Raw genomic sequence first — 12382 nt, forward strand, 5'->3', positions numbered from 1 at the left:
GTTGCTTGTTGCTTGTTGCTTGTTGCTTGTTGCTTGTTGCTTGTTGCTTGTTGCTTGTTGCTTGTTGCTTGTTGCTTGTTGCTTTCATAAAATCTCCATGATTTACAAACATTATATATTATATATAAAAATAATCAAGTTTTATCAATTTAATATTTTATAATTACATTTGAAAATCTACTTATAATTTACTATATTTAAAATATATACTAATTATAAGGACAATTAATGACTATAGAAAAATTATCAAAGATGATAGAAGTATCAAGCGGAAAGGTGTTAGCTGATTTGGTGATAAGAAATTGCAAAGTAGTAGACCCTATATCAGCAACTATTACGGATGCAGATATTGCCATTGTTGATGATTATATTGTTGGTGTTGGTTCTTATAATGGAAAAGAAATTATTGACGCTAAAGGTTCTTATGCTACAAGCGGACTTATAGATTCGCATGTACATATAGAATCATCTTTATGTACTCCGGTTAATTTTGCTGAAGTTGTTATTCCTTTCGGCACTACTTTAATTGTAACAGACCCTCATGAGATTGCTAATGTATGCGGTATTGACGGAATTAAATTTATGATAGAGTCCGCCAAAAAAAGCCCATTAAAATGTAAGTTTATGCTTTCTTCATGCGTGCCTGCTGTTGGTTTTGAAGATTCTGGAGCTGTACTTGATTCTAAAATGATAGAAGAGTTTATAAATGATGAAGATATATTCGGGCTTGCTGAGATGATGAATGCTCCGGGTGTATTATCTTGTGATAAAGATGTACTTAAAAAATTACTTGCTGCAATCAATGCTGATAAGATTATAGACGGGCATGGTGTTATGCTTGGAGGAAAAACAGTAAATGCTTATAGAGCTGCTGGAGTTTATACTGATCATGAATGCGTATCTGCTAAAGATTTGAAGTCTAGAATATCTAATGGAATGTATGTACTTTTAAGGCAAGGTTCTGCAGCACAGAATTTAGCTTCACTATTACAGGGAGTTAATCAAAGCAATGCAAGAAGATGTGCAATGTGTACTGATGATAAGCATTTGGATCATATTATTGAAAATGGGCATATATCTCATAATTTAAAAATAGCAGTTGAGCATGGACTTGATGTATTTAATGCTATTGCTATGGCTACTATTAATGCTGCCGAATGCTACAGACTTAAAAATATTGGTTTAGTTGCTTCAGGATACAAGGCTGATATTGTTTTATTTAATGATTTAAAAGATTTCAAAGCTAATAAAGTTTTTATAGACGGAAAATTAGCTGCAGAAAATGGAAAAGCTTTATTTAAAGTAGAAAAAGATAATTATAATGATAATATATTCAGCACAATAAATATTGCACCTATTACAGTTGATGATATACAGATAAAATTAAAATCCGATGAAGCTAATGTTATAAGAATAGTTAATAAAGATTTAGTTACAGAGAAAAGTGTAAGGATAGTAGGTTTTGAGAACGGATATTTTAAATACAGAAAGAGTGTTGATATATTAAAATTGGTTGTAGTAGAAAGGCATAAGGCTACAGGTAAAATAGGTTTAGGATTAATAGAAAATTACAAATTAAAAAACGGTGCTATTGCTACAAGTGTTTCTCATGACTCTCATAATATAATAGCTGTAGGCGATAATGATGAAGATATAATACTTGCCATAAAAGAAATAGAAAAATGTTCAGGCGGAATAACTGTTGTAAAAAACGGAAAAGTTCTTGATACATTACAATTAAAAATAGCGGGTATTATGTCTGATGATTCTCCTTATGATATAGTAAAGAAAATCTATTCTATGCATGAACTTGCCTACAATGAGCTTAATGTTAACAGAGAAATAGATCCTTTCATGACTTTATCATTTATGGCTTTGCCTGTTATACCGGAAATTAAACTTACAACAAATGGGCTTTTCGATGTGAAAGAGTTTAATTTTATAGATGTAAGTGCATAAGTGATTGATATTTAAATAATAATTTTATTCACCGCACGGTGAGCAGATTTTTTAATATAATAAAATTTGTATTATTAATTAACTCATATTTTAAATTTCGTTTAACGTGCGTTATGTGAATTCTAAAATTAAAAAACTTGGGCGGGTGCTGACAAATTCTAATTAAACAATAAAGAAATATAAAACAAAATCTCAAATTAAAGCTATAAAAAATAGAGGGCGGGCAAATGTAATTAAATTTTATATGCTCACCCTCTATCAATTTATTTTTTAATATCTAATAAAATATACTGCAATAATTACTGAATATGCTTCCAAATATTATTAAGTTTATCCTGCATAATAAGTGAAGATATATTAACAGCATATATTAATCCTGATGGAATAATATATAAAAAGCTGTAAACTAATTCTTCATCTGAAGAGTAAGCACCTGTTTCATAAATTAAAACAAACAATAATGTTCTAAATATAATACCGCCCCAAAACATCAAAGCAATAATTATATCTATTACTACTAAAACCATTGTTTTATCTTCAGCATTATTTATTCCTGCTTTAAGCGGAAGTTCCTTATAAACAATTTTTCCATATTTATAATACCAGTATTTGAAATAAAGTCCGCATGTTATTATGCCAAGCAGTATTTCAATGGTAGGATTTAAATCTTCTCTTTCACTGCACATCTTTATTTCAACTGATGTTTGATAAATCCAATAAATATAGTATATTCCGCAAGTTACTATATTTAATAGAAGCATTATTGGTATTGGTCTTATTGTTCCTTTTTTCATTATTGCCCCTTTATTATTTCAGTCATAAACTTATTATTTATTATATAAAAATTGTTATCTTTATCTGCGTGCCTGCGGCAAAGTCCTAATATTATAGTGAATATTAGGACTTCATATTATTTATAAACTCTAACAGTCTTTACTCAAAAAGATTTAATAATCCCAAAGCACTTACATTGTCTTTAGAATTTTCTGCTATACTTTTTAATTTGTTAATTGCCTCTTCAGTATTTGATGAACCCATTATATCATTAATAGCTTCTTCTATATTTCCATACTTATTTAATAATAATTCAATCATAGAATTAGAAGCTATAAAATAATTATAATTCTGATTTCTTCTGGCTCCCTCAATAGTGATATAATGTCCGCCTCCTGCACATGCACAATTTTCTAATGCATTGCCTTTAATATGATCTCTGCTTATTTGAAATACTTTACTCCTATTAACTGCATAAACTTTACTGTCGCCTGCATTAAATACAAATATTCCGGCAAACTTATGATATAAAACGCCGGCAATAGAAGCTCCTGCCATAGCTTTTTCTTTATCATCAGCAGAATCTCTTGCTGCAACAACTTCAAGTTTGATAAAGTTATGCATTATCCAATTCATTATTTCCTGCTCGCCTACAAGTTCAAGCAAATCAAGAAAATTTTCATTATAAACATCTATAGCAAGTTTTGAAGCAAAAGTATCTCCGAGTCCGTCAGCAATCATTGAAACTGCTGTTCCTTCCAAATTATCTATAAAATGACTATAATTATTTTGTTCATTAATAAGAAGCGGATTTCCTGATACAGATTCGCTGTTAAAAAGAATAGTGTCTGTGTTTATTTTTGTATCTGTGCCTTTATTTGTAAAAGCAAATATATTCATATTTTTAATCCTTTATTATTTTATTATTTATAGTTAATAATAAAATATTATGAAATTTAATCAAGCATTATTTAATTCTCGCATGGTAATTAGACCTTATAGAAAATTGCAAATTATATTTTTTAATAATCATGTAATCATAAATATAATTCTTCATGCGGTGAATAGATTATAAATTTAAATAAAGTTTGGGTGGGTGTTAAAAAATTCTAATTTGGTAATAAAAAATAAAAGATAAAAATTTCAGGTTTAAACTATAAAGATAGAGGGTGGGCAAATGTAATTAAATTTTAAAACTTTTATTACATACCACGCCCTTTAAAATTTATAGCCTTATTTTGAATTTTAAATTTGTTTATATTTATGGCTTAATTATAATTTCAAGCTATTATTAGAATAAAAAATTTTACATGATTATTAGTAATGAGTACAAATAATATTTTACTTAATATATTTTATTATTTATCGAAAATTAAGGTTTTATTAAAAATAAAAAACATATATAAAATAATTGAAATAAAAATTATTTTATGTTATTATGTATAGTAATTTATTTAATAAATTTTACTAAATTTACGGAGGATTTAAGTAAGATGAAAGTAGCAAAATTTGGTGGCTCTTCTGTAGCAAATGCAAGTCAAATAAAAAAAGTAGTAGACATAGTACTATCAGACAAAGATAGAAGAATAGTAGTAGTATCTGCTCCTGGAAAAAGACTCAAAGAAGACACCAAAGTAACCGATTTGCTTATCACTCTTGCTGAAACTATCATTGCCGGTAAAGACGGAAAATTAGAATTAAAAATCATTATAGAAAGATTTAAAAATATAATAGATGAACTTTCTCTTTCGCATGAACTTTTGAAAGAGATTCAAAACGATATCTTAAAAAGAATAGCTGAAGATAAATCACTTCCTACAAAATTTATAGACGGAGTTAAGGCATTAGGAGAGGATTTAAGTGCTAAGGTAATAGCTGCATATATTAATTCTATAGGAGTTAAAGCTAAATATGTTAATCCTAAAGATGCAGGACTTTTACTTTCTGAAGAATTCGGTAATGCCACTGTATTAGAAAAATCTTATTCTAATTTGTCTAAATTAAAAGATGAATCTGCTTTGGTAATATTTCCGGGATTTTTCGGATATACTGAAAAAGGCGATGTAGTAACTTTCCCTAGAGGCGGAAGCGATATTACAGGTGCTATTTTAGCGAAAGCAGTTAATGCTGAAGTTTATGAAAACTTTACTGATGTAGACGGAGTATTTGCGGCAGCTCCTAATATAGTAGATAATCCAAAACTTATAGATGAGTTTACATATAGAGAAATGAGAGAATTAAGTTACGGCGGATTCAATGTTCTTCATGCTGAAGCCTTACAGCCGGTTTATGAAGCTAATATACCAGTTCATATACTTAATACCAATAATCCTTCTGCTAAAGGTACTAGAATAGTTGCAAGCAGAAATAAAAATGTTAATCCTGTAGTTGGTGTTTCCGGAGAAGATGATTTCTCTTGTCTTTATGTAAGTAAATATTTGATGAACAGAGAAGTAGGATTCGGAAGAAAACTTCTAGAGATAATAGAAAATGAAAATATACCTTATCAGCATGCTCCTTCAGGAATAGATAACATTTCTGTAATAGTTAGAAATTCTGCTATTACTCCTGAAAAAGAAAAGCGTATATATGAAAGGGTAAGAGATGAGCTTCATGTTGATAATATTTACTTTGAGCATGGTCTTGCTTTGATAATGCTTGTAGGTGAGGGAATGCAGCAATGTGTAGGTGTTTCTGCAAGAGCTATGCATGCTATGGAGAAATGCAATATCAACATAGAAATGCTTAACCAAGGTATAAGTGAAGTGAGTATTATGATAGGCGTAAAAGATGATGATTTGAATAAAGCCATCAAGAGTATATATAAAACTTTCTTTGAAGAGCAAAATTTATAATTATATATTAAGAAGTTTAAGTTTATTTAAAATAAATTTAAACTTCTATAATATTTTGTAAAATAATTTTCATAATATATTGTCTATTTTTTATAAATAGTGTATAATGCATTGCGTCAAAAAAATATATGATGGAGGTTAAAAATGACAAAAGGCACAGTTAGAAGCGTTCCTATGCTAGTACTTTTAAGTATAGTTACATGCGGTATTTATTATCTTTATTGGATTTATAAAACTACAGATGAGATCAAGAATTTTATGGGAAGAGAGGATATCAATCCCGCTTTAGAACTTATACTTGTTTTAGTAACTTGTAACATATACAGTTTATACTGGTACTATAAATATGGTAAAATAGTTTATTTAGAAATGACTGCAAAAGTAGGTATGGATAATAGCGAAGACAGTACAGTATTACTAGTAATATTAGGATTATTAGTTTATGTTGTAGCAGGTGCTATAATGCAGGATAAATTAAATGCTATATGGAATAGCATAGATGATTCTGAAAACACTACAGCTAATATAGAAAATAATTAATTAGAAAATTAATTTAATATATCATTAAAGGCTTGCTTTTTACAGCAGGCCTTTATTTTTTTAGATAGTTTTTATGAACTATTTTTCATTATTTTTCCGATACTAATTATAAATATTATAATTTGTAAGGAGCTGTAATAATGAGAAAATATTTTATACTGATTATATTTCTATTCAATATATTTATTTTAAATGCCAGAGAATACAGCACTTTAAACGAAGTATTAAAAACTCCTGTAAGTTATAATATATACAAAGGCAATAATACAGAAAAATCATTCAATGCCGTAAGATATATAAAAAATAATTATTCAAAAGAAACATTCAAAGCAAAGAATATATATTCAACATCAAAAATAGATGTGTATTTAGAAAACGGTTTAGAAATCAATGAAAGAGAATTAGAAAATATTATATTAGAAACATCTAAAATATATGAGATGGAAGAATATCTATATGGAAAATTAAAAGGTAAATTAACTCTTTTAATAATGGATATTAATGGAGGTCATACAGGCGACAAGCCTTATATGCAAGGTTATTCCATATTAGATGGACTTGATGAAATAAAAAATGATACTCAGAATATAATATTTTTGGATTATATAAATGGCTGGGAAAATCCTGAGTCTGTTGTAAATACTATAGCTCATGAACTTCATCATGTTATACATTACAGTCAATTGAAAAATAAAAGCAGCAATGCATTTGATGTATGGGTTGATGAGGCATTATCTGAAGCGGCAGTAATATCATATAGAGGAAAAGTTCCTTCAAACAGACTTAATTATTACAATACCGATTCAATGTATTTAATAACTAAAGGAGATTATTTTATTAATTGGAATCAGGGATATACTGTTCATAAATATGCAACTGTTTCATTATTTATGTATTGGCTAGGACTTCATTCTAAAAATGGTTTTGAAATTTATAAAGATATAGCGAATGCCCCAGAAGAATATAGAGGCACTTATAAAGCTATACTATATGCTGCCAACAAAAATATAAAACAGTTTCAGGATTGGAGCGAACTTTATGCTACTTGGCTTGAAGCTAATTATAAAAATGATAAAAGCGGACTTTATGGTTATAAGGGCTATATAGAAACAAAGCCAAAGATCATAACTACTCAATATAATTGTCCTATGGCTCCTGGTTCTGCTATTTATGTTAAGGGTGATTTTATGTCAGATGATACTCTTTTAAGATATGTAGAGCTTGGCGATGATATTTATATTGTTTATAATCCTGATGTAAATACTAAAGGAAAAGACAGATATTTAATAGTTAATTCATCATTTTATTAATAGAAAAAATCTTCAGCACTTTAGCTATTCTATAACTCCTAAAAAAATGAGTATATGGGAAAAAGCTAATGCATATCTATGGCTTAGGTATGCATTGGCTTTTGCTTATCATATTTATTTTCATTATAAATATTTTTAGTCTTCTGTGAGATCTACTTCTACATTAGATATCTTTTCTAGTATTTCATCATAAGTCATTTTTGCTAAAGAGCTGTCGCTTCCGCAGGCTATATAAAGTGCATCAAATCTCTTCATACTTTTATCAACTAAAACATCAATATCTTTATCTATACCAAAAGGGCATACTCCTCCGAATGTAAAGCCTGTTAATTTGAAAGTATCTTCTGCATTTGCAAAGCTGGTTTTACAATCGAAATATGTACGCATTTTTTTGGAAGATATTTTTTTATCTCCGGAAGCTATAATCATAGCGAAATTTTTCTTTGAAGGCTTTACAAGTATTGATTTAGCGACTTGTCCTCTTTCTATATTAAGTGTTTTAGCGGCATCATCAACGGTTTTTGTAACTCCTGCCTCTTCAAATTCTTTATATTCTATACCGAGTTCTTTTAAAGCATTAAGCACTTTTTCATTCATATAATATATCCGAATTAAACATTAAGAGGTTCATAATTGTTCTTTTTGGCATATTCTAATAAACTCAAAATGCGATCCTTACATCCGCCACAGCCTGTAGAGGCTTGAGTTTTTGCCACTACCTCTTCTAATGTTGTGAATTTATTATCAGCTATGGCTTTATATGCATCTCTATATGAAACATTTTTACAGTAGCATAGAGTTTTATCGTAATTAATTGAAGTTTGATTTTTTAAATACTCTACATCATATTCCATCTGTATTCCTCCAATTTTATTTATATATAATATAAAATAAATAAAATAAAAATATGTAAAAACAAAATGATGCCAATAGTCATAGTTTTTTAATATAGGAAAATTATATACATTTTTTAAAGTTTTTCAATATTCTTTATTGGTTAAATTAATATGTTTCAATGTAAAAAATTACATAATACTGTATTTTTCTATTGACAATAACAAAATATAATATAATTTATTATATAAAAAATATGGGATTATATATGGACAGTAATACTGAAAAAAATACAAATTCTGATAATTCTTCAAATTCTATTAGACCATCTTGGTATACAATGTTTTTTTCTTTCTTTTATATAGGGCTTGTTACCATAGGCGGCGGGCTTGCTATGCTTCCTATAATGGAAGATGAATTTGTCAATAAAAGAAAATTCATAACCAAAGATGAGATTATAGACATATTTGCTTTGGCTCAAAGTATACCTGGCGTTATTGCTGTAAACTCTTCGCTTCTTACAGGATTTAAAGTAGCTGGATTATTTGGAGGTATAATGGCGGGTATTGGGGTTATGGCTCCTTCATTTATAATAATACTTATGATAGCTCCTATATTCGAGAGATTTCAGAATACTGAATATGTACATAAAGCTTTTTTGGGTATAAGAGGTGCCATTGCTGGGCTTATACTTTTATCAGCTTTCGGTATGGGTAAACAGGTTATAAAAGATAAATTTACTGCTTTCCTATTTATATTGAGTTTTGTATTAGTGGTATTTCTACATTTCAATGTTATATATGCTTTGCTTCTGGCAGCATTGATTGGCTGGATTTATTATCTTATTAATAAATACATTATAAAAAAACAATCTTGATTTGGATTTGAATTATGATATATGCTAGACTTTTTTATGTATTTGCTAAACTAGGACTTTTTACTTATGGCGGAGGATATGCTATAATCGCTCTCCTTCTTGGTATATTAAAAGAATATAATTGGGTTACTTCTTCCGAGTTTTCTAATCTTGTGGCAATTTCGCAAATAACACCCGGTCCTATTGCTATTAATGCGGCAACATTTGTAGGGTATAAAGTAGCCGGAGTTTTAGGATCAGCAGTTGCAACATTCGGTATATTTATTCCTGCTTTCATTATCACTATGATAGTATCGAAATTTTTCTATGCCGTTAAAAACAATGAACAGTTTAATAATATAATGAATGCTTTGAGAGTATGTGCCGTTGCTTTGATAGCCTCTGCGGTTGTAACTTTTACTAAAGATGCTTTTTTTGTAGAGCTTACAGAAACTTCTATTTTAAGAAATATAGATTTTATTCAAAAAATTTTTAAATATATAAGTCCTATAGGGATATTTATATTTGCCTTATCTATTTTTCTAAAAATAAAAAAAGTTCCTATACTTGCTATAATATTGATATCTGCTGTTTTGGGTATAATTTTGTATTAATATATTTTGTTAGCTTTTTATATATTTAGTATATTCAAAAAATTATTAAAATATTTTTATTTTAAATGCATTAATCCGCACGCATAGCAAAACTAAAAATATAAATTTATTTGCGATTCGATTTTGATTATATTATAAAATTAGTTAACCGTGCGGTAAATAGATTTTAAACTTAATAAAAACTAGGGTGGGAATGCTTTTTCTTGTTTAACTATAAAAATGAATAAAGTTAGAATTCCAAATATGTACAAAGAAGAATAAAGGGTGGGGTATGTAAATAAAGTTTTAAAACTTAATTACATTTGCCCGCCCTTTAGATTTATAGTTTTAATTTGCCATTATAATTTTTAATTTTTTTATAATATAATTAGAATTTATAGCTGCCCGCCCAAGTTTTATTTAAATTTATAATGCATACACCGCCACTATAGCTAATTCAAAATTATGCTGATTATTTTGAATTATAAATTAGCTAATGAATAAAGCTTCACTCACCGTGCGTTTGAAATATGATAAAGAGGATAAAGTTAATCAACTTTTTCTTTAACGATACCGCTTCTGTATGCAGATAAAAGCTCTAATAAATCATTAATTCTTTTTGATAACTGCTTTCCTATATCTGTTTCTCCTACAGTAACCCTTTTAATGAATCTTTCTACTATTATAGATTTAGGACTCAATTTAAATCCGGATTCCACAACTTCAGTAAAAGGTCTATGCTCTGCAATAACCATCATATTTGAATTTGATATCAAAGTGTAGCCGCCTATACCAGTGCTTTTATGATAAGCCTTTGAAAGTCCTCCGTCTATCACTAAAAGAAGTCCTCCTCCTTTAATAGGGCTTTCTCCTTTATGAGTCTTCACAGGTACATGACCATTTATTATATGCGATCTGTTTATATCAAGTTCAAATTCTCTTAATATATTCTGACAGTATTCTTTATTGTCTATATGATAATAGTAAGGATTGTATTTTTCTTTATGAGTTTCCTTATCTTCTATGAAGTACCTTTCAAAAGTAGTCATTTTATTTTTACCGAATAAAGGAGATTTAGGACCGCACCATAAATACCAACAATAATCAAGAGCATTAAGCTGTTCTTCGCTTCCCACTTCACAGTAGAATGCTTTTCTTACTTTATCTTCTACCTGTTTTAAATACTTTCTTCCTGATAAATATTTTCCATCTATATAAACATCATCAAATCCGCCTTCCTCTTTTGTAGGTATGCATCCATGATAAAGAAGATTTCCATTAAATATTTTGTATATTCCGCCTTTAGCATACATGTAATTCATATGTCTTTGTAGTGTAGGGCTATTCATAAAAGAGAATGCCAAAGTTTGTATTAATGTATTTTCACCTTTGCTTAATTCAAAAGGATTGTTTTTATCTATAGTAGGGAAATTTTTATCCTTAAGTTCATAAGTTTTTCCGTCTAATGTTATAGTTCCTTTGTCATAATTTATTTTGTCAAGAAGAATTCTGTCGTCCATTCCATAATTAGGATGTCTTTTTATAAGCTGACATTCCAATTTAAATTGTATTATAGATATAGCCTTATGCATTTTAGCGGCTAAATCTTTATCAACTTCATCATAAATATTTTTGTCTAAAGTATTTGGTTTGAATACCTCGCAAGGATCATCTTTATAAATATCATTAGCAAATGAAGACAATGATCTTAAATTAATACCATAACTGTATTCTAATAAATCGAAATTATTGTATCTAACAGCCAAACGCACAGCATTAGCAACGCATATTAAACTTCCCTTAGCAGCCCCAAGCCAATGTATATCATGATTACCCCAAGCAATATCAACCTCATTAAAAGTCATTATACTGTCCATAACTTTATCAGGGTGAGGTCCTCTGTCGTATATATCACCTACTATATGAAGCCTGTCAACACTGCATTGACGAATAAGCTGACATAATGCAATGATGAATTTATCTGCTGCAGAAATTTCAATAATAGATTCTATAATAGAGAAGTAGTAATTTTCTTTATTTTCTTCAGAATCAGTTTGAAGAAGTTCATCTAATATATATGCAAAATTAGCAGGCATTTTTTTTCTTATTTTTGATCTTGTGTATTTGCTTGTTACAAGTTTGCATACTCTTATAAGTCTGTATATAGTAATTTTGCACCAATCACCGAAATCACTTTCATTTGCTTTTTTGTTTATTAAATTTTTAGTATCTACTATTAATATTTGGAGTTCAACTCTGTCATGTTCAGGTAATGTGTTTTTAAATAGAAGTTCAATTTTTTCTCTTATAACTCCTGAAGAAGTACCAAGCAAATATTCAAAGCCGTCAGATTCACCATGTATATCGCTAAGGAAATATTCAGTGCCTTTAGGTAATTGAGATATGGCTTTTAAATTTATGATTTCTACAGAAGCAGCATCTATAGTAGGGTATTTTTTAGATAATAATTCTAGATAATCTTCGTCTCTCATAAAATAACTCCAAATATAATATAAAGTGTATAGTTAACTATTATATACAAAAATATTTGCAAATCTATATATCATAGTAAAAATGATTATATTAAAAAATGCACAGGAGCCAGACATATTGCATTAAGTATTCCTTAATTTCTTGAAGTATAACACAGGTGTATAATAA

11 protein-coding genes are annotated in these 12382 nt (G+C 28.5%); 6 read left to right on the forward strand and 5 right to left on the reverse strand.

Going from position 1 to position 12382, the window contains the following annotated elements; translation table 11 throughout:
* Nucleotides 1-228: 228 nt before the first annotated feature.
* Nucleotides 229-1959 (forward strand): adenine deaminase, encoded by a 1731-nt coding sequence (ade, locus tag Q0K19_RS14105; protein WP_297249059.1) that lies wholly within the window; start codon nt 229-231, stop codon nt 1957-1959.
* Between the two features lie 299 nt (nt 1960-2258).
* Here ade and Q0K19_RS14110 read toward each other — a convergent pair whose 3' ends face one another.
* Together Q0K19_RS14110 and Q0K19_RS14115 are read right to left on the reverse strand one after the other, a co-directional pair.
* Nucleotides 2259-2753, reverse strand: a complete 495-nt coding sequence (locus Q0K19_RS14110; RefSeq protein WP_297249061.1) for a DUF4234 domain-containing protein — start codon at nt 2751-2753, stop codon at nt 2259-2261.
* 139 nt (nt 2754-2892) lie between these two features.
* Nucleotides 2893-3633, reverse strand: a complete 741-nt coding sequence (locus Q0K19_RS14115; RefSeq protein WP_297249063.1) for a serine/threonine protein phosphatase — start codon at nt 3631-3633, stop codon at nt 2893-2895.
* 593 nt (nt 3634-4226) lie between these two features.
* Here Q0K19_RS14115 and Q0K19_RS14120 point away from each other — a divergent pair.
* From Q0K19_RS14120 to Q0K19_RS14130, 3 genes are all read left to right on the forward strand, one after another.
* Nucleotides 4227-5588, forward strand: coding sequence for an aspartate kinase (locus Q0K19_RS14120; protein WP_297249066.1), 1362 nt, complete (start codon nt 4227-4229; stop codon nt 5586-5588).
* 144 nt (nt 5589-5732) lie between these two features.
* The gene (locus Q0K19_RS14125; protein ID WP_297249068.1) at nt 5733-6128 is read left to right on the forward strand and encodes a DUF4234 domain-containing protein; all 396 of its coding nucleotides are present in this window, start codon (nt 5733-5735) and stop codon (nt 6126-6128) included.
* A gap of 140 nt (nt 6129-6268) precedes the next feature.
* Nucleotides 6269-7438: a peptidase M30, hyicolysin gene (locus Q0K19_RS14130; RefSeq protein WP_297249070.1), complete on the forward strand. Its 1170-nt coding sequence runs from the start codon at nt 6269-6271 to the stop codon at nt 7436-7438.
* 135 nt (nt 7439-7573) lie between these two features.
* Here Q0K19_RS14130 and Q0K19_RS14135 read toward each other — a convergent pair whose 3' ends face one another.
* Nucleotides 7574-8035: a YbaK/EbsC family protein gene (locus Q0K19_RS14135; protein WP_014489235.1), complete on the reverse strand. Its 462-nt coding sequence runs from the start codon at nt 8033-8035 to the stop codon at nt 7574-7576.
* A 14-nt stretch (nt 8036-8049) separates the two neighbouring features.
* Nucleotides 8050-8292: a (2Fe-2S)-binding protein gene (locus Q0K19_RS14140; protein ID WP_297249073.1), complete on the reverse strand. Its 243-nt coding sequence runs from the start codon at nt 8290-8292 to the stop codon at nt 8050-8052.
* Between the two features lie 248 nt (nt 8293-8540).
* Here Q0K19_RS14140 and Q0K19_RS14145 point away from each other — a divergent pair, with 248 nt between their 5' ends.
* Nucleotides 8541-9149 (forward strand): chromate transporter, encoded by a 609-nt coding sequence (locus tag Q0K19_RS14145; protein ID WP_297249075.1) that lies wholly within the window; start codon nt 8541-8543, stop codon nt 9147-9149.
* A gap of 14 nt (nt 9150-9163) precedes the next feature.
* A complete protein-coding gene (locus tag Q0K19_RS14150; protein ID WP_297249077.1) occupies nt 9164-9742 on the forward strand; it encodes a chromate transporter in 579 nt (192 codons plus the stop codon).
* Nucleotides 9743-10269: 527 nt separating this feature from the next.
* Here Q0K19_RS14150 and Q0K19_RS14155 read toward each other — a convergent pair.
* Complete coding sequence (locus Q0K19_RS14155) at nt 10270-12213, reverse strand: fructose-1,6-bisphosphatase (RefSeq protein ID WP_297249079.1); 1944 nt, start codon at nt 12211-12213, stop codon at nt 10270-10272.
* Between the last annotated feature and the right edge of the window lie 169 nt (nt 12214-12382).

The sequence above is a fragment of the uncultured Brachyspira sp. genome (genome assembly GCF_944393015.1).
GTDB lineage: Bacteria > Spirochaetota > Brachyspiria > Brachyspirales > Brachyspiraceae > Brachyspira.